Origin of the sequence: Nonomuraea sp. NPDC049486 (assembly GCF_040676925.1) — a bacterium.
Classification (GTDB): Bacteria; Actinomycetota; Actinomycetes; order Streptosporangiales; family Streptosporangiaceae; genus Nonomuraea; species Nonomuraea ferruginea.
In genome coordinates, this window is record NZ_JBFAPV010000009.1 from 141,017 (window position 1) to 167,637 (window position 26,621).

26 protein-coding genes are annotated in these 26,621 nt (G+C 70.3%); 14 read left to right on the top strand and 12 right to left on the bottom strand.

Features of this window, described 5'->3' with window-relative positions:
* Positions 1-26: 26 nt before the first annotated feature.
* Positions 27-431, top strand: coding sequence for a nitroreductase family deazaflavin-dependent oxidoreductase (locus tag AB0K05_RS25790; RefSeq protein WP_148030697.1), 405 nt, complete (start codon positions 27-29; stop codon positions 429-431).
* On the opposite strand, the gene AB0K05_RS25795 is transcribed toward AB0K05_RS25790, so the two are convergent.
* Positions 432-1,910, bottom strand: coding sequence for an Nramp family divalent metal transporter (locus tag AB0K05_RS25795; RefSeq protein WP_219547525.1), 1,479 nt, complete (start codon positions 1,908-1,910; stop codon positions 432-434).
* A 66-nt stretch (positions 1,911-1,976) separates the two neighbouring features.
* Entirely contained in the window at positions 1,977-3,146 is a 1,170-nt protein-coding gene (gene glgA, locus AB0K05_RS25800) for a glycogen synthase (RefSeq protein ID WP_271277408.1), read from the bottom strand.
* A gap of 170 nt (positions 3,147-3,316) precedes the next feature.
* On the opposite strand from glgA, the gene glgC reads away from it, so the two are divergent.
* A complete protein-coding gene (glgC, locus tag AB0K05_RS25805; RefSeq protein WP_148030694.1) occupies positions 3,317-4,552 on the top strand; it encodes a glucose-1-phosphate adenylyltransferase in 1,236 nt (411 codons plus the stop codon).
* A gap of 24 nt (positions 4,553-4,576) precedes the next feature.
* Complete coding sequence (locus AB0K05_RS25810; protein ID WP_271277410.1) at positions 4,577-4,876, top strand: hypothetical protein; 300 nt, start codon at positions 4,577-4,579, stop codon at positions 4,874-4,876.
* A 36-nt stretch (positions 4,877-4,912) separates the two neighbouring features.
* Here AB0K05_RS25810 and AB0K05_RS25815 read toward each other — a convergent pair whose 3' ends face one another.
* Positions 4,913-5,359, bottom strand: a complete 447-nt coding sequence (locus AB0K05_RS25815; RefSeq protein WP_271277411.1) for a MarR family winged helix-turn-helix transcriptional regulator — start codon at positions 5,357-5,359, stop codon at positions 4,913-4,915.
* A gap of 91 nt (positions 5,360-5,450) precedes the next feature.
* Here AB0K05_RS25815 and AB0K05_RS25820 point away from each other — a divergent pair, with 91 nt between their 5' ends.
* Positions 5,451-5,729 (top strand): DUF3040 domain-containing protein, encoded by a 279-nt coding sequence (locus AB0K05_RS25820; protein WP_364232314.1) that lies wholly within the window; start codon positions 5,451-5,453, stop codon positions 5,727-5,729.
* Between the two features lie 62 nt (positions 5,730-5,791).
* Positions 5,792-6,331, top strand: coding sequence for a hypothetical protein (locus AB0K05_RS25825; RefSeq protein WP_271277413.1), 540 nt, complete (start codon positions 5,792-5,794; stop codon positions 6,329-6,331).
* Here the strand turns inward: AB0K05_RS25825 and AB0K05_RS25830 are convergent.
* The 8 genes from AB0K05_RS25830 to AB0K05_RS25865 all read right to left on the bottom strand — a co-directional run bounded on the left by AB0K05_RS25830 (position 6,321) and on the right by AB0K05_RS25865 (position 12,218).
* A complete protein-coding gene (locus tag AB0K05_RS25830) occupies positions 6,321-6,647 on the bottom strand; it encodes a hypothetical protein (RefSeq protein WP_148030689.1) in 327 nt (108 codons plus the stop codon). The genes AB0K05_RS25825 and AB0K05_RS25830 overlap by 11 nt on opposite strands.
* 53 nt (positions 6,648-6,700) lie before the next feature.
* Entirely contained in the window at positions 6,701-7,183 is a 483-nt protein-coding gene (locus AB0K05_RS25835) for a hypothetical protein (RefSeq protein ID WP_148030688.1), read from the bottom strand.
* A gap of 155 nt (positions 7,184-7,338) precedes the next feature.
* A complete protein-coding gene (locus tag AB0K05_RS25840; RefSeq protein ID WP_271277414.1) occupies positions 7,339-7,926 on the bottom strand; it encodes a hypothetical protein in 588 nt (195 codons plus the stop codon).
* Positions 7,923-8,447, bottom strand: a complete 525-nt coding sequence (locus AB0K05_RS25845; protein ID WP_148030686.1) for a MauE/DoxX family redox-associated membrane protein — start codon at positions 8,445-8,447, stop codon at positions 7,923-7,925. Before AB0K05_RS25845 ends, AB0K05_RS25840 begins: the two co-directional genes overlap by 4 nt.
* A 6-nt stretch (positions 8,448-8,453) precedes the next feature.
* Positions 8,454-8,738 carry a hypothetical protein gene (locus tag AB0K05_RS25850; protein ID WP_364232318.1) on the bottom strand — a complete coding sequence of 95 codons (285 nt, stop codon included), beginning with the start codon at positions 8,736-8,738 and terminating at the stop codon, positions 8,454-8,456.
* 586 nt (positions 8,739-9,324) lie between these two features.
* Complete coding sequence (locus AB0K05_RS25855) at positions 9,325-10,053, bottom strand: sulfotransferase family protein (protein ID WP_364232320.1); 729 nt, start codon at positions 10,051-10,053, stop codon at positions 9,325-9,327.
* Positions 10,050-11,033 (bottom strand): aldo/keto reductase, encoded by a 984-nt coding sequence (locus AB0K05_RS25860; RefSeq protein WP_364232323.1) that lies wholly within the window; start codon positions 11,031-11,033, stop codon positions 10,050-10,052. Before AB0K05_RS25860 ends, AB0K05_RS25855 begins: the two co-directional genes overlap by 4 nt.
* A 39-nt stretch (positions 11,034-11,072) precedes the next feature.
* Positions 11,073-12,218, bottom strand: coding sequence for an argininosuccinate synthase domain-containing protein (locus tag AB0K05_RS25865; protein ID WP_364232325.1), 1,146 nt, complete (start codon positions 12,216-12,218; stop codon positions 11,073-11,075).
* 873 nt (positions 12,219-13,091) lie between these two features.
* Between AB0K05_RS25865 and AB0K05_RS25870 the strand changes: the two genes are divergently transcribed.
* Genes AB0K05_RS25870 through AB0K05_RS25910 form a run of 9 tightly spaced genes read left to right on the top strand, consistent with a single transcriptional unit; the run spans position 13,092 to position 25,985 of the window.
* Positions 13,092-16,172 carry an amino acid adenylation domain-containing protein gene (locus AB0K05_RS25870; RefSeq protein WP_364232328.1) on the top strand — a complete coding sequence of 1,027 codons (3,081 nt, stop codon included), beginning with the start codon at positions 13,092-13,094 and terminating at the stop codon, positions 16,170-16,172.
* Between the two features lie 5 nt (positions 16,173-16,177).
* Positions 16,178-16,354: an MbtH family NRPS accessory protein gene (locus tag AB0K05_RS25875; RefSeq protein WP_364232330.1), complete on the top strand. Its 177-nt coding sequence runs from the start codon at positions 16,178-16,180 to the stop codon at positions 16,352-16,354.
* A gap of 17 nt (positions 16,355-16,371) precedes the next feature.
* Positions 16,372-19,665: a non-ribosomal peptide synthetase gene (locus tag AB0K05_RS25880; RefSeq protein ID WP_219547553.1), complete on the top strand. Its 3,294-nt coding sequence runs from the start codon at positions 16,372-16,374 to the stop codon at positions 19,663-19,665.
* Entirely contained in the window at positions 19,665-20,486 is an 822-nt protein-coding gene (locus AB0K05_RS25885; protein WP_364232332.1) for an alpha/beta fold hydrolase, read from the top strand. Before AB0K05_RS25880 ends, AB0K05_RS25885 begins: the two co-directional genes overlap by 1 nt.
* Positions 20,483-21,619, top strand: coding sequence for an acyl-CoA dehydrogenase family protein (locus AB0K05_RS25890; RefSeq protein WP_364232334.1), 1,137 nt, complete (start codon positions 20,483-20,485; stop codon positions 21,617-21,619). The genes AB0K05_RS25885 and AB0K05_RS25890 overlap by 4 nt, the downstream gene beginning before the upstream one ends.
* Positions 21,616-22,551 (top strand): acyl-CoA dehydrogenase family protein, encoded by a 936-nt coding sequence (locus AB0K05_RS25895; RefSeq protein WP_364232336.1) that lies wholly within the window; start codon positions 21,616-21,618, stop codon positions 22,549-22,551. The genes AB0K05_RS25890 and AB0K05_RS25895 overlap by 4 nt, the downstream gene beginning before the upstream one ends.
* A gap of 30 nt (positions 22,552-22,581) precedes the next feature.
* Positions 22,582-23,949 (top strand): aspartate kinase, encoded by a 1,368-nt coding sequence (locus tag AB0K05_RS25900; RefSeq protein WP_148030675.1) that lies wholly within the window; start codon positions 22,582-22,584, stop codon positions 23,947-23,949.
* Positions 23,912-25,342 (top strand): MFS transporter, encoded by a 1,431-nt coding sequence (locus tag AB0K05_RS25905; protein ID WP_364232339.1) that lies wholly within the window; start codon positions 23,912-23,914, stop codon positions 25,340-25,342. Before AB0K05_RS25900 ends, AB0K05_RS25905 begins: the two co-directional genes overlap by 38 nt.
* A gap of 40 nt (positions 25,343-25,382) precedes the next feature.
* On the top strand, positions 25,383-25,985 hold the full coding sequence (locus AB0K05_RS25910; RefSeq protein ID WP_364232341.1) for a CGNR zinc finger domain-containing protein: 603 nt from the start codon (positions 25,383-25,385) through the stop codon (positions 25,983-25,985).
* A 20-nt stretch (positions 25,986-26,005) separates the two neighbouring features.
* Here AB0K05_RS25910 and AB0K05_RS25915 read toward each other — a convergent pair whose 3' ends face one another.
* Complete coding sequence (locus AB0K05_RS25915; RefSeq protein WP_364232344.1) at positions 26,006-26,566, bottom strand: GNAT family N-acetyltransferase; 561 nt, start codon at positions 26,564-26,566, stop codon at positions 26,006-26,008.
* Positions 26,567-26,621 lie beyond the last annotated feature (55 nt).

The window sequence follows — 26,621 nt, forward strand, 5'->3', positions numbered from 1 at the left end:
GGGCGCGCCGGGGTAGGTGCCTGGGCATGCTCTATGGCAAGGAACACGTCCGGCGCTACCGCGAGACCGGCGGCGCCGAAGGACACGACTGGAACGGCACCACGACCCTCCTGCTCACCACGAAGGGCCGCAAATCCGGCGAGCCGTACACGACGCCGCTCATCTACCAGCCGCACGGCGACGACTTCGTGGTGGTCGCCTCCAAGGGCGGCGACCCGTCGCATCCCGACTGGTACAAGAACCTGGCCGCCGACCCCGAGGTCGAGGTGCAGGTCAGGAGCGACCGGTTCAAGGCGCGCGCCCGCACCGCCACCGACGAGGAGCGACCGGAGCTGTGGCGGCTGATGACCGCCACGTGGCCCGACTACGACGAGTACACCAAGAAGACCGACCGCAAGATCCCGGTGGTGGTCCTGGAGCCCCAGCGCTGATCAGAACGTCACCAGCGGCTCCCCGACGAAGTCCGCGATGAAGTTCACGAAGAAGAACCCGAAGAACAGGAAGTTGAGCACCAGGATGACGTGGTGCCACCAGCGCGCCCGCGCCGGCTTGGGCAGCTTGCTGTTGAGATACATGAGCATGAACGGGTAGATCAGCGCGCCGAGGTTCGACATGTTCGCCGACCACTCCACCAGCGCCACCGGCAGTGACAGGTGGATGACGACGGCGATCACGATCAGCAGCACGATCATGAACGGGTAGTAGAAGCGCCGCGGGTCGCCCTCGATGAGCCTGCGCAGCCTGGGGCTGGTGGCATGGGCGGCGTCGGTGGTGACCCGCACCATCGCCTCGAAGATCCCCAGCTGCGTGCTGAACAGGATGAGCACGCCCAGGATCAGCGCGAGGACGAACATCGCCTGCCCGTACTCGTCCCCGAGCGCGGCGGCGACGAAGGTCGGCACCGTCGCCCGGGTGGGCTGCTGTCCCGACAGGTTGACCGCGTGCGCCATGAGGATCGTCGGCAGGAGCATGCCGAGCATGGCGCCGACGAAGAACACGCCCCACATGTCGACCATGATCAGCCGGTACCACCGCCGCCACAGCCCCCGGTTGCGCTCGTCGTCGGGGAAGGTGACGCCGCTGGCCAGGATCTCCTGCCGGCCGCCGCGCAGGCCGGCGATGTAACCGGCGCGGTGGCCCATGCCGTAGCCCTTGTCGCGGTAGTGGCCCATCACGTACCAGTTCAGTCCGGAGGCCAGGGCGGTGAAGCCGGCCAGGCCGCCGAGCTGGGTGGCGGTGATCCCGGCGGGCGGCGCGGCCGGGGTGAAGAAGCCCCTGATGCCCTCCCACCACAGCTCCCACGGCACCACGAACAGGTCGATGAGCAGCAGGGCGACCAGGATGGAGCCGACCATGATCCAGTTGGCCAGCTCCAGGGCGCGGCTGACCCGCCGGGCCGCCGCGGTGATCAGGAAGACCAGCACGAGCAGCGCGATGGCCCACAGCCGGGGCTCCTCGGCCCCGGCGGGCGGGATGTCGCCGTGGACGAGCGCGTACACGCCCTGCCCCGCGGAGGCGGCCCAGCCGCCGGCGATGAATGCGAAGATGACGATGAACACCGACAGCGGGACCCACAGCTTCCAGCCCGGCGGCACCCTCCCCCAGCCGACCACCGGGGTCTCGCCGGTGGCCGTCACGTAGCGGGCGCACTCGACGTTGTAGAACGTCTGGAGCACGGCCGAGACCAGGATGACCCAGCCGACGCCGACGAAGCCGTACTGACCGACGCTGAGCGGGCCGAGCAGCCATTCGCCGCTGCCGATGGAGATGCCGAGGGCGATCAGGCTGGGCCCCACGGCGAACTTGAACAGCTCTACCTTGCCGATCCGGGGGACCTTGAAGACCTCCTCCGGCGTCGGCAGATCGGTGACTTCGAGGTCCGGGCGGCTGACTCCGAGGGGATGCGTCATCTCTGCCTCCTGCCGTTCAGGGTGATCCCGTACGGCGGGCAGGACAAGGCCCAAATGAGACCTACGTCACATAAGTGACGCGTACAGCTCCATCGTGCGGCGGGCGATCGCGGGCCAGGAGAAGTGTTCGACGGCCCGCGCCCGTCCGGCCAGCCCCATCGCGCGGGCCCGCGCCGGGTCCTCCAGCAGCGTGTTCACCCGCCCGGCGAGGTCGGCGGCGAACCGCTCGGGGTCGTGCGGAGTGCCGTCGGGGCCCTGGTCGATCGGTACGAGCAGGCCCGTCTCACCGTCGGCGACCACCTCGGGGATGCCGCCGGTGGTCGTCGCGACCACGGCGGTCTCGCAGGCCATGGCCTCCAGGTTGACGATGCCCATGGGCTCGTAGACCGACGGGCAGACGAATACCGAGGCGTGCGTGAGCAGCTGGATCACCTCGGGCTTGGGCAGCATCTCGGAGATCCAGAACACGCCCTTGCGGTCGAGGCCGCGCACCAGCCCGGCCACCTCGGCGGCGATCTCCGGCGTGTCGGGCGCGCCCGCGCAGAGCACGAGCTGCGCGTCGGGGGCGAAGGACCGCGCCGCGTGCAGAAGGTGGACCAGGCCTTTCTGGCGGGTGATCCGGCCGACGAAGATGACGTACGGTCGATCGCGGTCGATGCCGTACTTTTTCAGGATCTGATGGTCCTGGTCCGGGGCGTACTCGGCGGTGTCGATGCCGTTGTGGATCACGCTCACCTTGGCCGGGTCGATCCGCGGGTAGGCGGCCAGCACGTCGCGGCGCATGCCGGCCGACACCGAGACCACCGCGTCGGCGGCCTCCAGGGCGGTGCGCTCGGCCCACGAGGAGATCGCGTAGCCGCCGCCCAACTGCTCGGCCTTCCACGGGCGCAGCGGCTCCAGGCTGTGCGTGGTGACCACGTGCGGGATGCCGTGGAGGAGCTTGGCGGCGTGCCCGGCGAAGTTGGCGTACCAGGTGTGCGAATGGACCAGGTCGGCGCCCTCGCAGGCCGCGGCGATCTCCAGGTCGACGCCGAGCACCTGGAGCGCGGCGTTCGCGCCGGCCAGCCCGGCGGGCGTCCGGTAGGCCGACACCCCGGGCTCCTCCCTGGCGGCGCCGAAGCACCGCACCCGCACGTCGGCGAGCTCCCGCAGCTCGCGGGAGAGGTACTCCATGTGCACGCCCGCGCCGCCGTAGACCTCCGGCGGGTATTCGCGGCTGAGCAGATCCACTCGCATGACTCGACTTTACGAGGAATCGCGGGCGTCCGGACACGCTGACAGGCGCGCGAGCGGGAAACAACCGGTGCGCTGATGGCGGCACATAGAGGGATCACTCCGGACACCTCGGGAGAGGGCCGGACAGAGTTACGTCGATAGATGCGCCGATTGGGGGTAGCGTCCTGGACATGAGGTCCCGGAGGGTGCTTGCGGTCGTGCTGGCGGGTGGAGAGGGAAAGAGGCTGATGCCTCTCACGGCGGACCGGGCGAAACCGGCTGTGCCGTTCGGCGGGATGTATCGGCTGATCGACTTCGTGCTGTCCAACCTGGCCAACGGCGACTACCTGAAGATCGTCGTGCTGACCCAGTACAAGAACCACAGCCTGGACCGCCACATCTCCCGCACCTGGCGGCTCTCGGCCATGCTGGGCAACTACGTCACCCCGGTGCCCGCGCAGCAGCGGCTCGGGCCGCGCTGGTTCTCGGGGTCGGCCGACGCCCTCTTCCAGAACCTCAACCTGATCTACGACGAGATGCCCGAGCACGTGATCGTGTTCGGCGCCGACCACATCTACCGGATGGATCCCCGGCAGATGGTCGAGCAGCACGAGCAGTCGGGCGCCGACGTGACCGTGGCGGCGATCCGCCAGCCGCTGTCGCTGGCCGACCAGTTCGGCGTGATCGAGACCGACCCGCAGGGCAAGCGCATCGTGGCCTTCCGCGAGAAGCCCAAGGACGCGGTGGGCCTGGCCGACTCCCCCGACGAGGTCTACGCCTCGATGGGCAACTACGTGTTCAAGACCCAGGCGATGATCGACGCGCTGCGCGAGGACGCGCTCGACCCGACCAGCAGACACGACCTGGGCGGCAACATCATCCCGATGATGGTCAAGTCGGGCGGGGCCGACGTCTACGACTTCGCCCACAACATGGTGCCGGGCTCCACCGAGCGCGACCGCGGCTACTGGCGCGACGTCGGCACGCTCGACGCCTACTACGAGGCCCACATGGACCTCATCTCGGCCCACCCGATCTTCAATCTCTACAACGACAAGTGGCCCATCCACACCGGTCACGACCCGCTGCCGCCGGCCAAGTTCGTGCACAACGACGGCGACCGGGTCGGGCGCGCCCTGGAGTCGCTGGTCTCCCCCGGCGTGATCGTCTCGGGCGGCACGGCCGTCCGGTCGATCCTGTCGCCCAAGGTCGTCCTCCACTCCCACTCGCTGGTGGAGGACTCGGTGCTGATGGAGAACGTCAAGGTCGGCCGGGGCGCGATCGTCCGCAAGGCCATCATCGACAAGAACGTCGTCATCCCCGACGGCGCCCGCATCGGCTTCGACCTGGAGTACGACCGCACCCGCTTCGCCCTGACCCGGAGCGGCGTGGTCGTGATCGGCAAGAACGAGATCGTCGACCGCTGAGGGCGTTCCCCTAAAGTGGGCGGCGTGCATCCTGATCTCCGCCGGTCCCTGGTCAAAGAGCTGAGCGAGTCGGAGCGGCCGCGGCGTTACTGGCGCGGCGACGACGAGCGCGGCGGGGTGTGGCTGTTCGAGAGCGTCGAGGGCGACGGCGAACACTGGGCGATCCGGCAGGCGGAGATCGACGGGGCCCGGCGGCTACGCCGCTACTGGTGGCGCCACCCGCAGGACGAGCACGGGTTCCTCACCGACCAGCCGCTCGACATCTGGGACCTGACCGAGATCGACGGGGCCGCGTTCGAGGCCGTCTGGGCCGCCGGCGAGTGACCCGCGCCGGGGCCGGCCGGTGGGCGTGGTCCCTGGTCACCCGCTAGCGTCCCAGGTCGGCGGGGTGAGCATGGTGTCGATGCGGCGCAGCTCGTCGCGGTGCAGGGCGCTCAGCAGAGCCAGGACCCGCTCCCCCTCGGCGGTCAGCAGCACGCGGACCGCCCGGCCGTCGTCGGGGTGGGCGCTCCGGCGTACGAGGCCCTGCCGCTGGGCGCGGCTGACCAGCTCGACCACGCTGTGGTGACGCAGGAGCAGCCGTTCGGCCAGCTCCCGCACGGTCGCCCAGTCGCGGCCGGGGAACCCTTTCAGCGCCAGCATGAGCTGATACTGCTGGGGGGCGAGGCCGGCCGCGCGCACCGAGTCCTCGCTGAACCGCAGGTAGCTGCGGATCCCGAAACGGAACCGGGCGAGCGCCTCGAAATCCTGCTTCGACAGCGGCTCGCTCTCTGCCGCCGCCTCCCGAATCCCCCCGTGACCATCCATGGGATCCATTTTATATCGTGCTACGATGTAAATCATTCAGGTGGGATACGAGATGAGATCGCACCTGGCGCGAGCGCCCAGGAGGTGTGTCGTGCTCGACGACCGCGAACGCGACGAGTTGCGTAGGATCCAGCGCCGGCTGCGCGACGAGGATCCGGATTTCACCGAGTCCTTCCACAGCGACGCGCGGCACCTGCCCCGGCGAGCGCCCGACCTGTCCAGACGGACCTACACGGTCCTGCTCGCCATCAGCTCCACGTCCTGCCTGATCATGATGGCGGCCGGGTCGCCGTTCATCGCCCTGCTGTTCGCCGGGCTGGCCGCGTGGGTCTGGTACGCACGCGCCCACCCCTACGAGGACGACCAGTGACGACCGCGGACCTCGGCGCATGAGGATTTGAGGTCTTCGGCATCGCTCGGTGTTGTAGTACGTTGGCGGTGATTTCCTTTCATCCGCCTTTTCTGGGGGTCCGCTTGATGCGGTCGCGCCACGTCATGGTGGCTGCAACGCTCCTTCTCTCCGCCGCCTGCATGAATGACAGCTCTCCAACTCGGCCACAGCCGACCCAGGCCGCCGTCGATTCCGTCACCACGGCGCCGTGCGAGTTCCGGGCCGTCAAGGGCGAACCGCCATCCTGGGCCCGGACAGGATTCACCCCCGGCGTAGAGATGCATTATGCCTCCAGCAGCCGCGGTGACATGCTCGCCATCCTTTTCGGCTATCCGCTTTACAGCCCACCGCTGCCGGACCGGGGCAACAAAATTCTGTGGCGTTCCAGAGCGCCGCTGGTTCCGTCCGAGCCGTTGCGCATCGAGGCCCGGCTGAACGGCGTGGGCGCGCCGACGCGCATCACCGTCGAGGGCGGCCCCGGGCCTTCTGCGGTCGACCTGCCGAGCCCCGGATGCTGGCGCCTGGACCTCGCGTGGAGCTCTCACACGGACTCCATCGACCTGGAGTTCGTCAGTCGATGACCGGCTCCCCCGCCGCCGCGTCGAACAGCACCGTCCGCCAGTCCCCGACATTGGCGAAAACGGCGCCGCGGGTCCGGACACCGAACCGGCGGGTGACCCGCGCGGCCTTGATGTGCGCCGGGATCCTCCCCATCTGGTAAACCTGGCCGAGGTTGTGGAAGAGGGTGACGCTCAGCACCCTGCGTGCCGCCACGTCCGTACGGGTCGCGATGAAGACGAGCCCTTCGAGCCGCGGCGTGATGCGCGCCGAGATCCAGGCGTGCGCGATCCGGAAGGCGAGCAGCCGCCACAGCCCGCCACAGTCGAACCTGGTCACGACGACGACGCCACCGTCTGGATCCGGGGCACAGCGCCCGGCGGCGGCGGCCACTACACGATCTGGAGCAAACCCAGGCATATCAGCACTACTCCGCTCAAGGCCCGTACAGTACGGATGAACACCCGCTCTCCGCCCAGGAACGCCCGGCCGGGAACGTGGTTGAGTGCCGTCCCAATCACCGTCCCCGCCACCGAGCCGATCACCATCCCGACCAGGAACACCGGTGCCGCCATGGGGTTGAGCAGCACCGTGACCACGAGCGCGCCCCAGATGAGCGACGTGGTCTTCTGCGTGGTGAACAGCAGACCGAGGTCGACGCCCCAGAGCACACCGCGCCAGCCGGGCCGGAGCGCCCGCGCGTAGTCCTGGGGCACCTGCCGCATCACGTGCGGAGTGCGGTTCAGCACGTCCGCGACGCCCACCCCGACCAGCAGCGTGCCCGCCGCCACCTCGCGCCACCGGAGCGGGAGCACGCTCCCGAGCCCTTCCGCCACGACGGCGGCCAGCAGCGCGATGACCGTTCCGCCCACCACGAGACCCACGGAGTAGCCCGCGATGAAGCGGCGTGCTGCGCCAGGCGACCGCCTGGACAATGGACCGGCCACGCCGACCATCGAGCGGCCTCAAGGGCTCCAGTACTGCAGGACGAAGCCGGCCAGGGCCAGTGCCACGATCGCCGGGACGTCCATCAGACGAGGTCCTTTCCCGGCGCGACGCTCACGCCGCCCGCTGCGCCGGAGGGGTCGTCGAGGGAGGCGATCCAGCTCGACAGGGCGTTGAAGGAGCTGAACACCACAGCGGACCGCACGACCCCATCGGGGGAGAGCGCCACCGCCGCCGGGCTCATGCCGACGCCGAGCGCCGACATGCTGAATTGTCCTGAGACGTCCACGTAGCCGGGCAGGTCAGCCAGCCCGTACTGCGCCACGAACTCCCTGCCCGAGGCGGCCGACGCGCACGACACCACGACGCCGACGAGGTCCACGCCCGAGGAGGCGAAGAAGCCACGCGCCTCGGGAGCCAGTTCCTGGCACGCCCCGCAGGTCGTACTGAGGACGAGGAGCACGCCCGGCGGCCGGGCGAGCCCGTCGGGGAACTCGATGACCGTCGCGCCGAGCTTGGCGTCGGGCAGCGGCTGCACGGACTCGGGGCGCCTCGTCCCGCCGCCCGCGGACGACTCGGAGATCCGCGCGTTGAGCTCGCCCAGCATCGCGAAGAGGATCACGACCGCCAGGCTGAGCAGCACGAGCAGGGTGACCATCAGTGCCGTGATCATGTTTCGGTCCGTTCGCGCGCCATGGTCCCTCTCACGAAGACGATCAGATGGCGGCGGTTCGCCCAGACGGGGACGAACATCGCCGTGTTCAGCGCGAGCAGCAGGACAGCCTGATCGTAGGCGGTCTCACGCAGCGCCGGCACCAAGGCCCAGGCCAGGATCGCGGCGCCGGCCAGCACGTTCCAGGCCCCGAACGACCGCGAACCGCTCCGGCCGAAACAGCCGCAGGGCAGTGAGCTCGCCCGCAGCCGTCCCAGGACCCCCACCACCGCGAATCCCGTTCCCAGCAGGGCCGCCAGCAGCAAGGTGAGCAGGTGCTCCTGGCCGAACACGGCCAGGACGGCCAGCGCGATCTCCGCGGCGGCGACCGCCCGGACCAGGGCCACAGGCGGCGGTCTCCGTGCGCCGGTCAGCTCACCGAGAGCCTCGGCCAGACCGTGCGGGCTGACCAGCTTGCCGGCGCCCGAGCTGAGCAGGGCCGCTGCGAGCAGCGCGCTGAGGACGGCAGGCAGCACCCCCATCGCCGGCTACGACCGGAGCCCGGCCGCGGTCAGCCCTTCGCCCACGGCTACCTTGCGGAGGTGGACCACGTGGTCCTCCCCGTAGACGGCGACGGGCGCGGTCGAGTAGCGGGCGCCCTGCTCCCCGGTCAGCTGAACGGCCGTATCGACCTTGATCTGCTTGGTACGGAAATGAATGGCGATGACGTCGACAGGCTTCTCGTCCTCGATGCGCGCGCAGACCGCCACGTTCACCGAGCCTTCGTTCTCGAAGATGTAGGCGTAGCCGTGATTCGTCGGGGTGATCGACATTGCGGGCCTCCGGATCGTCCGTCCGTTGCTCAGGGATAGCAGCTGATAGAGGCCCTTCCGGAGGCTTCACAGCATTGACAGAAGGACGCCCCCGAATAGCAGCCCCAAATGTAGTACGCGTTGTTCGCGCACGTGCTGTAGGGGAAGGTCGGGCAGTAGACCAGGCGGCAGCACAGGTATTCACAGATGGCCTGTGCGGAAGCGGGCCGCGCCTGAGTGGCGACGGTCGTGGCAGCGGCCAGCGCGCTGGCGCCCATGGCCCGGGTGAAGAAGCGACGAGTCAACCGGCGGTTGCGCTGCGGGGGCTCATGAACTGCCACGGCCACTCCATCAGAGTCGATCGTTCTGAATTGATCTCTTCAGGAGAGTACAACATCATTCACCCATCAACAAGAATATATTTTTGGAGGAGTCGGACTTTCTGTGTTAACGTAAAACACCTATTAAGGTCAGGCTGCAACGACCTTCAGGAATTCGATTCCCGCTCTTCTTCGGCCGGACAGCGGCCTCGCCAGCTGATCGGTCGGGCACCAGCGGTTTCACGGCGAGCCGGGCTCGACGACCGCGAACGCGACGAGGATCTGCGTCAACCGGCGAGGCGGTGGCGGGCGAGCGCGTCGTAGAACGGCTGGTGGTGCTCGGCGACGCGGCGCAGGTGCTCGTTCGTGTCGGGCGTCTCACGTCGCTCGGGCGTCTTCCCGGCCACCAGCCCGCTGCTCTCGGCCACCTCCGCGTGCCACTGGTCGGTGCGCCGCCAGTTGTCCCGTCGACCGGGTTCCCAGCGCATCGCCTCGGGCTTGAAGTCGAGCCCGACCCGCTCGCAGTACGCCCGGACCGTCGGCTCCGGATCGGCCACGAGGTCGTCGCCGTCGATCACCAGCGGGATCTCGCCGGTGGCCGACCGCACGGCGTCGAAGATGGTGTGCAGGTACTCGAAGCCGTACTCGTCGAGGGTGGCCCCGGGGTTCATGGCGTAGTGCGAGGAGATCGCGGCCCGCGGCTCCCGGATCATGAACGTGTTGACGACGTCGCTGAACAGGCGCTTGTCCTCGAGCAGCGGCGTGTAGGTGTAGTCGGAGGTCTCCTTGGCGAACACCCGGCGCTCGCCGGCGCTGACGTCGAGCATCAGGTCGAGCATCTCGATCGGCGAGGTGACCCGCCTGCCGGCGAACTCGACGTGACCGTCCGCCTGGAGGTACGAGAACGGCTCGTGGGCCACCTCCAGATCGCCGCGCTCGATCATGACGCGCAGGAACGCCGTGGATCGCGATCGGGGCACGGCCCACAGCAGGATGGGCTTGCGCGCGGCGCTCATTGCGACCACTCCGTGGGCCGGCGGTCCCAGCGGAATCCGCGCAACCGCGCCATCAGCTCCTCGCTCAGCGGTTCGGCGTCGCTGGTGGCGATGTTGGCGCGTACGTGCGTGAGGTTGCGCATGCCGGGGATGACGGTGGCGACGTCGGGGTTCTGGAGGATGAAGCGGAGCGCGAGCTCGGGCATGGTCATGTCCTCGGGCACGATCCGCGCCAGCCGTTCGGCGCGCTCCACGCTCGGGACGAGGTTCTCGGGGACGAAGTACGTGTTGCGCCAGTCGCCCTCGGGCCAGCGGGAGTCGCGGGTGAGGGTGCCGGTGAGAGTGCCCTCGTCGAAGGGCACCCGGGCGATCACCGCGACGTCCAGCTCACGGCATGCCGGGAACAGCTCGTCCTCGGGGGCCTGGTCGAAGATGTTGTAGATGACCTGCACCGTGTCGATCAGCCCGGTGCGCAGGGTCTCCAGGACGTTCCAGGGCTCCCAGCGGTTGACGCTGATCCCGACGCCTCTGATGAGCCCGCGTTCCTTCATCTCGATGATCGCGTCCTGCCAGGCCGCGTCGTGCGCCCAGGCGTCCTCCCAGACGTGGAACTGGAACAGGTCGACGGACGGCGTGCCCAGTCCTTCGAGGCTGCGGTGCAGGTACTCCCACAGGTGATCGGGCGGGTAGACCTCGGACAGTTTGGAGTCGCGGGTGGACGGCCAGGCGCGGTCCATGGGCGGGGGCTTGGTGGCCAGGTGGAGGCGGCGTTCCGGGTGCCGTTCGACCAGCCGCCCGAGCATCCTCTCGCTGTGTCCCCGGCCGTAGATCCAGGCGGTGTCGAAGAAGGTGCACCCGAGCCGCACGGCCTCGTCCAGCGCGGTGTCGCCGGTCCGGTCGTCGGCGCCCGTCCAGCCGCCCTCGCCGCCCGCTATCCCCCACATCCCGTAGCCGACCTCGCTGACCTTCCAGCCGAGCCGGCCGAATCGACGCTCACGCATCACCTGCTCCTTCCTTGTCTGTAAGCCTTCTCTTGCCGTCTAGCTCCAGCGGTTCCCGCCGGAGCCGAACCGGGTCTGCCGCACCACGGGGCCGGCGACCTTCATCCGCTCGACCCGGACGACGCCCCGGTGGACGGACAGGGTCACGCTGCCGTCGATCTCGCCGACGAGCCGGTCCATCGCCTCCCGCGCCGCCCGCGCGGCGGGTTCGAGCCACCGCGCCTCGTACATCGCCGAGCCCAGGACGGCGGACAGCCGGTCGTAGAGCTCGCGGCTCGCCCCGTCGAGGCTCGCCTGCAGGACGCGGGTCCACGCGCGGTCGAGCAGCTCCAGGCCGGGCGCCTCGTAGACGCCCCGGCAGACCGTGCCGATGATGCGCCGCTCGACCACGTCGCGCAGCCAGACCCCGTGCCGCGCGCCGAGGTCGTTGGCGCGCTTCATCCACTCGACCGGGTCGGGCCCGCTCCCGTCGAGGTCGGCGACCCGTCCTTCGCGGAAGAGGACCGTGACGGTCTCGGGCTCGGCCGTGGCCTGCTCGGGCCACGCGCTCCACCGGGGGTCGAGCCGGGTGACCGGCGTTTCGAGGTCCTCCAGCTCCGCCGACTCGTGCGAGACGCCGGCCAGGCTGGCATCGGTGGACCGTTCTGCGCCGCTGCCCGGGTCGAGGCTCAGCCCGTGCTCGGCGACGGCCGCGAGCATGGTCTCGCGGTCGGGGAACCGTTCGAGCGCCCGCGGATCCGTCCACGGCTCGACGACCGGCAGGTCCGGCGCGACGTGGGCGCCGTAACGAGCGAAGCGGCGCTGGTCGTTGCCCCCGCCGACACAGCCGTGCGCGAGTGCCCGGCATCCGTCGGCCCGCATCAGCGGCGCGAGCCCGCTGACGAGCACGAAGCGCGCCGCGCCGGTCGTGTTCCAGTAGCCGCCGTCGTGGCGGGCGCGGTACCGCAGGAGATCCGACGCCACGGCGGCGATGGACGGCCGTAGATCCACGACCACGGATTCGTCCCCGAATCGTCGCACCGAAGAAGCGAGCGCGTCCAACTCCGGGGGATCCGCCTGGCCGATGTCGGCGATATAGTGCCTCGCCGGCGTCGGCAGTTCACGAAGCCAGACCCCGACGGCCAGGGAGGAAAGTCCTCCCGATTGGAATAATCCGACAGGTGCGTTGTCGCCGGTTTGCCGCACGACTCCCCCTTACGTCGACAGATGGGGCGCGATGCCGGCGCTGAATGGGCCGACCGTCACCGACCCTACCCATGGATTCGGGACCTTCACGTCCGGAGCGCCCGGGATCGCGGACGTGAACTGTCCGGCCCTTGTCGATTTTCAGCGCCGTCGAGGCGTTCTGATACGGCTCGCCTCCGGCCTCATTCTTCCGGCCGGGAGGTGCGCTTACCTGGTCATTGACAGACGACGATCATTTCGCGCCCATCCGCTGATCATTTTTCGCTCTTCGGCAGATTGTCACAAAACAGCGCGTCCGCAGATTGGCGCGCGCCGCCTCGGGTAACGCCGAATATGCTCTTCGCGACTTCCCCCAGGCCGTGCCTGTCCGGCGTGCCCGGCGCCGCACGGCGTCCGGCCGGCCCGGTCGTCGCTCCACACCGATTTCAGTCCGCGGCACATTCTCGTTCCCGCAGGCCATACCGCCTCGCGCACCGGCATCCTGGCCCGCGGCGGCGACACCCGGGTTGCGCATCCCGGTCTCATGTTCCAAGATGTGAGTAACTTGTAATCCAACTGATATCGGTTACTTCGGTTCGAACGTGCGGCACTCCAGTCGTCTGACGAAAGGAGGAAACACGTGGTCAGCGCACGCCCGAAGGCGCCACCCGCTTGATCGGCCGGGCTCGCGATATCCGGCGGGCCGCTCATGCCCGCGGGCAATTCTGTGGATTTCCGGCGCCCGTACCCGGCCGCCGAAAACTCCGAATCTCACCAGTACCCTCGCCATGCCTGCCGAAGGACCGGTTTCCGCTGTCCGGAAACCACAAATCCGAATGGTCACCGATCTGCCTGAAACGACGATCTGTTGCCGTCGAGAACATCGGGAGCACGATGACACGCCAACCGCATGAGAATCCAGACGAACACCATCTGGCCGCCATTCACTTATTCCTTGGGCCGCACCACGATTTCCCCCGGCGGAGCACCGTCCTCGATCTGTTCCACGCACAAAAGGAGAACGCGCCGGACCGTCCCGCGATCCGCTATCGGGACATCACGGTGAGTTATGCCGACCTCGACGCCTGGGCCAATGTGACGGCCGATCGACTGATCAGCGGCGGTGTCCGGGCCGGACAATTGATACCCGTGTTGATAGCGGACGGGCCCGAATTCCCGATCTCGCTCTTCGGGGTGATGAAGACAGGATCGGCGTTCGTACCGCTTGATCCGGCCTGGCCGGTCGACCGTCTCCGCGCGATCGTGGCCGAGTTGTCGCCGCCCGTCGTCGTGGTGTCGCCGGCGACCGCGGGCATCATCGGCGAACTGGAGCAGGCCCTCCCGACGGTGATCGTCGACTGCGCGGAGCCACCCGGTCCGGCCGACCGGAAACCGCCGCCGGCCGGCCGCGCGCCGGGGCCGGAAGACCTGATCTACGGGTTCTACACCTCCGGCTCGACCGGCGCGCCCAAGTGCGCGCTCAACCACCACCGCGGCCTGGTCAACAGGCTGACCACCATGTCGCGCCGGTTCGGTGACGGGGCCGATCACGTGACGCTGCAGAACAGCCGGTCCACGTTCGACTCCTCGATGTGGCAGGTGTTGTGGCCGCTGGTGTCGGGCGGGCAGGTCGTGCTGCCGCACCGCGACGGCATCCTCGACCTTGAGGAGACGGCCACGACCATCGGCCGCTACGGCGTCACGATGACCGACTTCGTGCCGTCCGTGCTGGAGGCGTTCGTGTCGCTGCTGGAGGTGCGCGAGGACCTGCGCGAGGCGACGTCGAGCCTGCGGCGCATGCTGATCGGCGGGGAGGCGGCGGGCGCCGGCGTGGTGCACCGGCTGCGCGCGCTGCTGCCGGGGCTGGAGGTCACCAACACGTTCGGGCCGACGGAGTGCTCGATCGGGTCGGTGTTCCACGACGTCACGGACGCCGACGCCGACCGGATCCCCCTCGGGCGGCCCATCGACAACACCGCCGCGATCCTGCTCGACGACGACCTCAAGCCCGTCCCGGTGAACACTCCCGGCGAGATGTATCTCGGCGGCGAGTGCGTCGGAGCGGGCTACCTCAACGATCCCGAGCGCACCGCGCGGGTGCTCGTGGCCAACCCGTTCCCCCAGATCCCGGGTGAGAAGCTCTATCGGACCGGCGATCTGGCACGGGTCGACGAGGACGGCCTGATGTACTTCATCGGCCGGCGCGACGAACAGGTGAAGCTCGGCGGGGTGCGCGTCGAGCTGGGCGATGTCGCCTCGGCCGTGGCCGACCATCCGCTCGTGGGCAACGCGGTGGCGATCGTGCTCGGCGAGGCGCCCGAGTCCACGCTCGTCTGCTGCGTCACGCCGCGCTCGCCGGACGACCCGCCGTCGCCGGAGCTGCTTCGCGGGTACGCGGCGGAGAAGCTGCCGGCCGAGCAGGTGCCGCACCGGATCGTGGTGCTCGACGCGCTCCCCCTCAACCACAACGGCAAAGCGGACCGCAAGGCGCTGGCCGCCCTCATCGTGGCCCAGACCGCGACGCAGGAAGGCCCGGCGGAGCCTGTCGAGCCGCCGGCCGACCCGATGGAGGAGCTGGTCTGCTCGGCCTGGCGCGACGTGCTCGACCTGGAGCAGGTCTCGGTGGTCGTGCCGTTCTCCGACTACGGGGGCACCTCGCTGCTCGCCTACCGGCTCACCGCCGCGATCAGCGAACGGCTGGGGAAGCCGGTGCCGCCCCGGGACCTGCTCGTCGCCTCGACCGTGCGCGCGCAGGCGGCGCGGCTCACCCAGGGCGTCGACGACGACTGCGCCGAGCTCGCCTACATCCGGCACGACCTGGCCTGGAGCCCGCCGCAGACCCTGCTGCTCACGGGCGCGACCGGCTTCGTCGGGGCACACGTCCTGGCCGAGCTGCTGACGCGCTCCAACGCCGGGCTGATCTGCCTGGTGCGGTGCGCCGACCCCGCCGACGGCGCCCGGCGGCTGACCGAGGTCCTCGAACAGTACGGGCTGACGTCCGCCTGGCAGCTGCTGCCCACGGCGCTCAAGACCGGACGGGTCGAGGTGATCCCCAGCGACCTGGGCAGCGAGCTGCTCGGCCTGCCGCAGCGGCGGTTCGACGCGATCGCCTCCACGGTGTCCGGCGTCGTCAACGCCGCGGGCGCGGTGAACTTCCTGTCCGGCTATCTGGACCACCGCCCCGCCAACGTGCTCGGCGTACAGGAGATCATCAAACTCGCCTCGGGCGGCGCGCGCGTGCACACCCTGTCGACCTTGAGCATCTTCCCGCCCGCCGGGCCGGACGCGCCGCCCGTCACCGAGGACCGGCTCCCGGCGACGGAGGAGGTCGCCGCGGACGGCTACAACCGATCGAAGTACGTCGCCGAGTCCCTGCTCGCCGACGCGCACCGGCAGGGCGTCAGATCCGTGGTGTACCGCCTCGGCGAGGTCTGGCCGCACCGCGCGACCGGCGTGGCCAACCCGGACTCGCTGGCGCACAACCTGTTGTACGCGTGCGCGCGCACCGGATGCGTGTTCCCGACCGGGGCCGAGATCGACGTGACGCCCGTCGACGTGGTCGCCGAGTTCGTGGCCCGCGCCGCCACCGGCGACATCGAGGTGCCCGACGGCGCCATGCACGTGCTGTGGCCGGCCCGGCTGCGCTTCGCCGAGGCGTTCGGCGTGCTCGCCGAACGGTCCGCGCTCGACCGGGTCGGCTACCCCCGGTTCCGCGACCGCCTGGAGGCCATCGCCGAGTCCGACGAGCGGCTCGCCGGGCTGCTCCTGCTGCTGCCGCCCCCGGTCGCCGACCAGGACGCGGCACCGGCCGAGTTCGACCGGATGTTCACCGACGGCTCCCGGCACTTCGACACCCGGCGGTTCAGCCGCCACGCGACCTCGCTGGCCAGGCCGGAGACGGACGGGCTCAGGGCGCTCGACCGCTACCTCGGTGAACTGACCGGCATTCACGCCTTCGTACCACAAGAAAGGTGAGCGTCATGGAAGAGAGATTCGTCGTGGTGATCAACCACGAGGAGCAGTACTCGATCTGGCCCGCGGGCCGGGAGATTCCGGCCGGCTGGAGCGAGGCCGGTGCGGAGGGAAGCAAGAGCGACTGCCTTGCACACATCGCGCGGGTGTGGACCGACCTGCGCCCGATGAGCGTGCGACGGTGAAGGAGGAGAACGAGATCATGTCCACACCCGACAAGCGTGACGCAGCCGACATCAGACGCGCCCTGCTGGAGAGGAAGGTCCGCCAGCGCGTGGCGGAGAAGGCCGAGCGGGAGCGGATCGTCCCCGTCCCGCGTACGGGCAAGATGGCCATCGCCGAGCAGCAGCGGTTCCTGTGGTTCCTGCACCAGATGGTCGCGGGCGCACCGGTGTACAACGTGCCGTTCGCGATGCGCCTGCGCGGGCCTCTCGACGTGCCCGCCCTCTCCAAGGCGCTGCGCGGCATCGTCACGCGGCACGAGAGCCTGCGCACCCGGTTCGGCGACGAGCACGGCGTGCCCTTCCAGACGGTCGATCCGCCGCCCGAGACGTGGGACCTGCCGGTGACCGACGGGACCGAGGAGTCCGTCCAGGACTGGATCGACGGGCAGGTGCGCGAGGAGTTCGACCTGCGCAACCACCCGCCGTACAGGTTCGCCCTGCTGCGGCTGGGCCCCGAGGAGCACGTGCTGTCCATCGTCTGGCATCACATCGTCATCGACGGATGGTCCTCGCGGCAGTTCGCCGAGGAGCTGACGGCCCGCTACACCGATCCGGACGGCTCGGAGTTCCCCGAGCTGACCCTCCAGCCCGCCGACTTCGCGGCCTGGCAGCGGCTCTGGCTGCTCAGCGACGGACCGGCCAAGCAGATCGACTACTGGCACTCCGCGGTGGACGGCATGGAACCGCTGGAGTGGCGCACCGACCGGCAGCGCCCGTCGGCGCCCACCGGGGCCGGCCGCATCCACGAGACCCGCCTGCCCGACGACCTGGCACGGAAGATCCGCGACATGGCCCAGGCCGAGGGGGTCTCCCTGCTCGCCCTGACGATGGCCGGCTACCAGGTGCTGCTGAACCGCTACACCGGTCAGCAGGACATCGCGCTCGGGTCGGTACTCTCCGGGCGGACCCGCTCGGAAGTCGAGCCCATGATGGGGTTCTTCGCCAACACGGTGGTGGTCCGCGGGAACCTGGAGGGCGATCCGGTGTTCCGCGACCTGGTGCACGCCGCCAACGACAACATCCTGGAGGCGATGGCCAACCAGGACGTGCCGTTCGGCCGCCTGGTGGAGGAGCTCAAGCCGGAGCGGCTGCCGGGGCGGAACCCGCTGGTCGCCCACCTGTTCACGCTGCTGCCCGAGCCGATGATCGCGCGCTGGCGCCTGCCCGGCGTCGAGGTCGAGATGCTGACCCCGCAGCCGGAGACGACCCGGTTCGACATCACGTTCCAGATCAACGACCTGCCGGACGGCGGCCTGGGCGTGTGGATCGAGTACTCCTCCGAGCTGTTCGACCACGAGCGCATCGAGCAGCTGGTGGAGCACTTCAGCACGGTCATGGCCGACGCGCTGTCCCGGCCGGACGCCCGGGCGAGCTCGCTGGACATCATGCCCGACAGCGAGTACCTGCGCGTGCTCACCGCGTGGAACCCCGAGCCAGGTGAGCGCGACGAGCGCCTGCTGCACGAGCTGTTCGCGGCGCGCGTGGCCGAGGCGCCCGACGCGGTCGCGATGCGTTTCGCGGGCGAGGACCTGACCTACGCGCAGCTGGACGAGCGGTCCAGCAGGCTGGCGCACGCGCTGGTCGAGGAGTTCAAGGTGACGCCGGGGCGCGTGGTCGGCGTGCTGCTCGAACGCGGCTTCGACCTGCCGGCCGCCGAACTCGGCGTGCTCAAGGCGGGCGGGGCGTGGCTGCCGCTCGACCCGCAGTACCCGGCGGAGCGGCTGGCCTACCAGCTCGGCGACGCCGACGTGGCCGCGGTGGTGACGACCTCGGATCTCGCCGACCGCCTGCCCGCTGAGGTGGAACGGATCCTGCTGGACTCCGACACGCTCGACGGACGGCCGGTTTCGCCGCCTTCCGTGCAGGTGGCGCAGGAGGACACGGCGTACGTCATCTACACCTCGGGCTCGACCGGCACCCCCAAGGGGGTCATGGTCCCCCACCGGGCGGTGGTGAACTTCTGCACCACCTTCCAGCGGATGTTCTCGGTGACGCCGGACGACCGGATCCTGCAGTTCTCCAACCCTGCCTTCGACGTGAGCGTGTCGGACGTGTTCTCGACGCTGACCGCCGGCGGGACCATCGTGGGCGCGCCGCGCTCCGAACTGCTCGACCCGGAGGCGCTGCAGGGGCTGCTGGCCCGCGAGCGGGTGACGATGGTGGACATCCCGCCCGCCGTCCTGGGGCTGCTCGACCCGTCCGAGCTGGACGACCTGCGGGTGTGCTTCATCGGCATGGAGCCGTTCGGCCCCGACCTGGTCAACCGGTGGAGCAAGCCGGGACGCGAGTTCCACAACGGCTACGGGCCGACCGAGGTCACGGTGACCTGCGTGGACTACCTGTGCCCGCCGGAGCCGCTGGAAGGGACGCCGCCCATCGGGCGGGCGATGGCCAACCAGCGGGCCTACGTCCTGGACAAGGGCCTGCGGCCGGTGCCGGTCGGCGTGCCCGGGGAGCTCTACATGGCGGGCGCCGGGCTGGCCGTCGGCTACCTCGGCCGGCCCGACCAGACCGCCGAGAAGTTCCTGCCCGACCCGTTCGCCACCACCCCGGGCGAGCGCATGTACGCCACCGGCGACCTGGTGCGCTGGAACGGTGACGGCAACCTGGAGTTCCTGGGCCGGGTCGACCGCCAGGTGAAGCTGCGCGGGCTGCGCGTGGAGCTGGGCGAGATCGAGCACGCCATCGAGAGCTTCGACGGCGTGCGGCAGTGCGTCGTGACCGTACGCGACGCGGGCACGCCCTCGGCCTGGCTGGCCGCGTACGTGGTCGGCGACGTCGAGCCGGACGAGCTGCGCGAGTTCCTGAGCGGGCGGCTGCCGCTGCACATGGTGCCCACCGACTACGTGCGGCTGGACCAGCTCCCGCTGACCTCGACCGGGAAGGTGGACCACGGGAAGCTGCCCGACCCCCGCCCCGACGGCGGCGCCGGTCAGGCCGAGCTGACCACCGAGACGCAGCGCAGGGTGGCCGAGATCTGGCAGAGCCTGCTGAGCCTCGACCCCGGCAGCGTCGGCGCGCAGGACAACTTCTTCCTGCTCGGCGGCAACTCCCTGCAGGTGACCCAGATGATCTCGCGGGTGCGCGACGCCTTCCAGGTGACGCTCGACCCGCGGCGGCTGTTCAGCTACCCGCTGCTCAGCCAGTTCGCCGCCCAGATCGACGACGCGCAGCACGCGCTGCTCGGCGAGGACGAGGTGGCGAAGCTGGAGGCGCAGGTCGCCGATCTGCCCGAAGAGGAGGTCGATCGGCTGCTGAAGGAGTCGAGCTGATGGCCGGGTCACACCCCGCCGCCCTGGCGGAGAAACGGCGCGCGCTGCTGGACCTGCGGCTGCGGCGCCGGCGGGAGGAGGTCCTCGCCCAGCAGGAGGCCGCGCCGCCGGAAGGGCGGCCGCGGCCCTCCGGCCGGACGGTGTCCCCGCTCGTGCCGCTCGGCCCGGCGGGCACCGAGCCGCCGCTGTTCCTGGTGCACGCGGCCGGCGGATCGGTGGCCCCCTACGTCGCGCTGGCCGGGCTCCTCGGCGACGACCGTCAGGTCTGCGCCCTGGAGGACCCCGGCCTGCACGGCGGCGCGATCGGGGAACGCTCGCTCGCGGACCTCGCGGCCACCTATCTGGCCGCGGTCCGCGAGGCCCGGCCCGACGGGCCGCTGCACGTGGGCGGCTGGTCGGTCGGCGGCGCGGTGGCGCTGGAGATGGCACGCCAGGACGGCGACGTCGCGCTGACGTTCGTGCTCGACACCGCCGTCCCGGACGCGCCGTCCCGTCCCGGCGACGACGAGCTGAGCGCGTGGTTCGCCTCCGACGTCGCGGCCATGGGCGCCGAACCGGGCGAGGCCGAGCTGGCCGAGCGGTTCCCGGTGTTCGCCGCGAACGTGCGCGCGCTCCTGACGTTCCGTCCGTCGCGGGTGGACAGCCGGGTCGTGCTGCTGTGCGCCGAGAAGTCCGAGGGCGAGAAGCTCAGCCGGTGGCGGCCCTACGCCGACGAGATCCAGGTGGTGCCGGGCGACCACTACACCATGCTCCGGCCCCCACACATCGAGGCGCTGGCGGAGGCCATGCGCCACAGATTGAGCGAGGTGAGTGTCCGATGATCCCGGCCTTCACGCCGGAACAGGACAACTTCCGGGAAGAAGTCTGCAAGCTCCTGTGCGAGGACGAGGTGCGCGCGGAGATCGCGCAGTCCCGGCGGACGCCGTACGGGCAGGAGTCCGGTCTGCTCGACGTGCATCGGCGGCTGGGCAAGCTCGGCTGGCTCGCGATCAACTGGCCCGAGCGCTACGGCGGAGCGGACGCCACGATCGTGGAGAAGGCGATCCTCACCGAGGAGATGATCCGCCACGGCGTGCCCGACAACGTGCACTCGCTGGGCGTCGACATCGTCGGGAACGCCATCCACCTGTTCGGCACCGAGGAGCAGAAGGAGCGGTTCCTGCCGGGACTCGCACGCGGCGAGATCACGGCCAACGTGCTCTTCAGCGAGCCGGACATCGGGTCCGACCTGGCGTCGCTGACCACGCGCGCCGAACCCGACGGCGACGGCTGGCGCCTGCACGGCCGGAAGATCTACAACATGAAGGCGCAGCACAGTGACTTCGCGCTGTGCGCGGCCCGCACGTCGACCGGGCCGGTGAACTTCGCCGGGATCACGCTGTTCCTGGTGCCGCTGCAGTCCATGGGCGTGGTCATCGAGCCGGTGTGGAACCTGTCCGAGGAACGCTTCGACCTGGTGACGCTCGACGGGATCCGGATCGGGCCCGAGGACGTGCTCGGCGAGGCCGACGACGGCTGGCAGGTGCTGGGCAAGGTGCTCCCGCTGGAGCGCACCGGGCTCGACCACTCCGCCAAGGCGGAACGCACGCTGGCCGCGCTGCGCGAGCACGCCCCGCCGGGGTGCGAGCAGCGGCTCGTCGAACTGGACACGCGGGTGCGCGCGGCCCGGCTCCTGGCCTGGCGGTGCGTGGCCAACCTTCACGAGGGCCGGCCCGACGAGGTCCACTCGGCGACCGCGAAATGGTACACGTCGGAGACGGCCAAGGAGGTGTCGGTGGCGGCGGTCGAGCTCCTCGGGCCGCGGGCGCTGCTGGACGCACGCGATCCCGACGCGATCGCCGACGGCGTCCTGGACGCCGCGTTCCGGGAGGCGCCGGGGCTCACGCTCGCCCAGGGTTCCTCGGAGATCATGCTCTTCTTCGTCGCCACATCGAAACTGGGGTTGCCGTCATGACCACGATGATCGCCGACTTCTTCGACGAGGAACTGGCCCCGCTGGTACGGCGGATGGCCGACCGGCCGCGCGCGGAGGGCTGGGACGACGACGACAGCCGGGAGACCCGCGCGATGGTGTGGCAGGGGCTGGCCGAGCTCGGCGCGCTCGACGCGTCCGGCCCCGACGCCGTGCGGCTGGCCGAGCTCCTCGGGTCCGTGCTGTACCAGGGCCCGCTGCTCGACACGCTCACCGCGCGGGAACTGCTCGGGGACGACCACATAGGCCGGTCCCCGGTGGCGCTGGCGGTGGCGGACGAGCCGCTGTCCGAGCAGGACGGTGTGGTCTCCGCGCGGCGGACCTTCGTCGGGTTCGCCGCGGAGGTGGACCACTTCCTTCTGGGCGGCGCCGGACCGCGCCTGGCGCTCGTGCCCGCCGGCCATCCCGCCATCACGACGCGCCGGTACGAGGAGACGAGCCGGGGCGAGGCGTACGAGGTCGTCTTCGACGGCGCCCCCGTGACCGCGTGGGCCGACCCCACCCGGTGGGAGGCGGCGCTGGCCGGCGCACGGGTGCGCCAGGCCGCGTACCTGGTGGGTCTGGCCCAGGCGGCGCTCGACCACGCCGTCGGCTACGCGAAGACCCGCCGCCAGTTCGGCCAGCCCATCGGCAAGTTCCAGGGCCTGGCGTTCCGGCTGGCCGAGCTGTCGATGCACATCGACGCGACGCGCCTGCTGGTGCACGACCGCGACGCGGCGGCGCACGCGGCGGCCGACCTCGCGGCGGCGTCGGACCTGGCCCGCACCGTCACGACGCGGACCATGCAGGTCCACGGCGCCGCGGGCATGCGGTCCGACGACGACGCCCAGCTGTACTACCGGCGGGCCGCGGCCGAATCGGTCCGCCTCGGCACGCCGGACCAGTTGCGACGCGAAAGCCGGGAGACGCGATGACGATCGTCGTGGCGCAGGAAGAGGAAACCAATGGACCTGGTGATACAGAAGTACGGCGGAACATCACTGGGTGACGCGGGCAAGATCCGTCGCGTGGCGCGGCGCATCGCCGCCGCGGACGGGTCCGTGGTCGCCGTGGTCTCCGCGATGGGCCGCACCACCAACTCCATGATCGAGCTGGCCCGGGACCTCACCGACACGCCGCACGCCCGGGAGCTGGACCTCCTGCTCAGTACCGGTGAACAGGCCTCCGCGGCCGCGCTCGCCATAGCGCTGCACGAGCTGGGCGTGCCCGCCCGCTCGTTCAGCGCCCACGACTGCGGCATCATCACCGACGGAGTGCACGGCCGCGCGCGTATCGTCAACGTCGATCCCGTACGCATCCGCGAATGCGTCCAGGACGGCCACGTCCCCGTCGTCTCCGGCTTCCAGGGCCTGTCCGCCGACAACGGCGAGCTCACCACCCTGAGCCGGGGCGGCTCCGACACCACCGCCGTCGCCCTGGCGGCGGCGTTACGGGCCAGGGTGTGCGAGATCTTCACCGACGTCGAAGGCGTGTTCACCGCCGACCCGCGACACGTCGCCGACGCCCGCAAGGTGGACCGCCTCTTCTACGAGGACATGGCCGAGCTGGCCGCCTGCGGCGCCACGGTGCTCGCGCATCCCAGCGTGGAGTACGCCGGTGCCCATCGCGTTCCCGTGCACGTCCGCTCCAGCACGACCGAGGCCGCCGGCACCTGGGTGACCGGCTTCCGCTCGGCCGCCCCGCTCGACGGGGAGCGGTTCACCGCCGTCGGCGTGGCGCACCGGACCGGTCAGCTCCGCTGCCGGCTCGACGGGGTCGACCCCGGCGCCCTGACCACGATCGCCGCCGCGCTGGCCGATCCGATGCCGCCGGTGGACATGCTCGGCCAGCCGGCCGCCGACGCCTCCGCCGGTTCGCTGGGGTTCATCGTGAACGCCGCCGACCGGGACAAGGTGGACGAGGCGCTCGCCGGCCTGCGCGCGGCCGACGCCTTCACCGGATGCCACTGGTCCGGCCCCATGGCGAAGGTGTCGCTGGTGGGCTGCGGTTTCTGTGCCCACCATCCGCAGGTGCGGCTCCTCGTGGACGCGCTCAAGGCCCGCGGCGTCACCGTGACGGACGTGATCGTCCGCGCCCGGCGCATCTCCATCACCTGCGCCGAGCACGACGTGCTCAACGCCGTGACGCATCTCCACCGCATGTTCCTCGGCCCCGGCACGCTCGCGGACGCCCATCCGCACGGCGGTCGCCGCCACGCGGAACACCGCGCCCACGCGCCGGGACCGCAGCGGAGACATCCGGACCCGCAGTCGACAGAAGCAGAGGGGATACGCCATGAAGGAAGCATCGGCGCGCACGGCCGGAAGGGATGAGAGCGCGTTCCGGTCCCGGCATCTCTGGCAGCTCACGGTCATCTGCGGCACCCAGTTCCTGGTCGCCCTCGACTATTCGATCATCAATGTCGCGGCTCCGAGCATCCGCGAATCCATGGACTTCTCCTCCGGTGGAGGCGTCGCGTGGGTTCTTTCCGCCTATCCGCTCGCCTTCTGCGGCTTCCTCCTTCTCGGGGGGAGGATCGCCGATCTGTACGGAAGAAAGCGGGTGTTCATCTGGAGCCTGGCCGGATTCCTGCTCGCCTCGCTGCTGGCGGGCCTCGCCTGGTCGCCGGCGGCTCTCATCGCGGGCCGCGCCCTGCAGGGGGTCGCCGCCGCGTTCATCGCTCCGGCGGGTCTGGGGCTCCTCCAGGCGGCCATCCCGGAAGGACCGCCACGGGAGCGCGCCCTCGGCATCTACGGGTCGGCGCTGTCGGCGGGATTCGTCTCGGGCATGGTCCTCGGGGGCGTCCTCACCGAGTTCGCCGGATGGAGGTCCGTCTTCCTGATCAACGTGCCCATCGTCGTGGCGTTCGGTCTGCTGGCCAGAGCGCATCTTGAGGAGAGCCGGGACAGGCACGCGTCCCGCCACCTCGACCTCACCGGCGTCGTCCTGGCGACCGTGGGCATGGTCGCGTTCGTGTTCGCCCTCACCGAAGGGGAGAAGTACGGCTGGTCGTCGGTCCCGATCCTCGCCTGCGCGGCGGTCGCGGTGCCGGCCGTCGCCCTCTTCGTCTGGGTGGAGTCCCGCAAGGACAACGCCCTCGTGCCGATCTCCATCTTCCACACGGCCGCCATCGGCGCGGCCAACCTGGTCAACGTCCTGCTGATCTGCTCCTACGGGGGAATGCTCTTCGTCCTCACGCTCTACCTGCAGACGCATCTCGGTCTGGGCGCGCTCCAGACCGGCCTCACGTTCGCGGTCTCGGGCGCGATCGCCATCGTCGTCGGAATCTACGCGGGCAGGTACGTCGAGCGCTTCGGGCTCTACCGGGTCCTCCTGTGCGGGATCGTCATCGAGACGGCCGGCATTCTCATCATGGTGGGCCTGCCGGAAGGCTACGGGTTCGCCCTCGTCCTGATCGGCACCTCCGTGAACGCGTTCGGCCACATCATCGCCCTGGTCACGACGAGTATCGCCGGCACGAACGGCGCCGAGGAAGGGCGGCGGGCCACGGCCGGCGCGCTGCTCAACGTCTCCCAGCAGCTGGGACTGGCCGTGGGGGTGGGAGTGGTCACCTCGGTGGCGGCCCACTTCGCCGCGGCCTCCGGCGGAGCCGTCGACGGCTGGCGCTGGGCGCTCTGGTGCTCGGTCGTGTTCGCGGTGGGGGCGATCGTCGCGACCGTCCTTCTCCGGAAGCGTTTCCAGGGGGAGGCCACGGCTCCGGCCTGACGCCTAGCCAAGGGCCGCGTAACCATTTAAACTAGACGTAATGGTTACTCTAGCTATCAAGGCCCAGTCTCCCTGGCAGGACGCCCACTTCGTCGGCGGCCACCCGGTCCTGGACCTCACGAACACCATCTTCGACCGCAACCACCCGGCGGAGGACGGCGAGCTGCTGAACACGCCCTCGGACGTCCTGACGTGGTGCGCGTCCGCGGGGCTGTTCGAGGAGACGCCGCCCTTGCCGGAGGCGTCCGCCAAGGATCTCGTACCCGAGGTCCAGGCCGTCAGGGAACAGGCGTGGGCCGTGTTCAGCGCGATCGCGCGCGGCGAGGCGGCGCCGGCCGGGCCCTTCGGCGCGCTTCTCGAACGGGCCGGAAAGGGCGTGGGAGCCGACCAGGCGCAGCGGATCGACGCCGCGCTCGACCGGTTCACCGCGGACTGGACGGCGCCGGGAGCGATTCCGGCCGTCCTGTCGCTGCTGGCGGTCCACGCGGTGTTCACCCTTCCGTCCGGCCGCGTCAGGGCCTGCGGGAGGTGCGGCTGGCTGTTCCTGGATTCCTCGCGGGGCGGACGCCGCCGCTGGTGCAACATGAGCATCTGCGGGAACCGGGAGAAGGCGCGCCGCCACCGTCAGGGCCGGACGCCCTGACCGGCGCGCCTTCCCAGGGATCAGGTGAGCTGCCGCCGCATGATCGGCCGGTCCTTGCGCGGGCGAGCCACCTCGGAGAACCCGGCCTTGAGGAAGGCGCTGGCTATCCCCGTCATCGCCGTGTCCGAGCCCGCGCGTTTCCCCTCGGGAGGCTCGACCGGATACCCCTCGGCGGTCGTGTAACCCTCGGACGCCGCGTACGCGCAGACGGCTTCGAGGATGCCCGGCAGCAGCCCGGAGCCACGATGCTTCTTGTGGACGAAGACGCACGCGAGCGCGCAGACCGGCTCGTCGTCCACGCTCGACAGGAGCGGCGAGCGTTCGAGCCTCGGAAACGCGGAGCGCGGCCCGAGTGAGCACCACGCCACCGGCGCGCCGTCGTCGTAGACGATGACGCCCGGCACCGGTTTCCGCTGGGCGAGACGGCTCATGGCCTTCTTGTTCCCTTCGCCCTTTCCTTCCGTCCACTCCGCGATGGAGAGCCGCCAGTGCATGCACCAGCACCCCCGGGCGCCTCCGTTGTCGCCGAGAACCGTCTCGAAGTCGTTCCAGGTCTTCTTGGACAGCTCTTCGACGGTCAAAGAGCCGTTCCGCTTGCCACGAGCGTTCATCCGCCACACCGCCGATCTGGTTGTT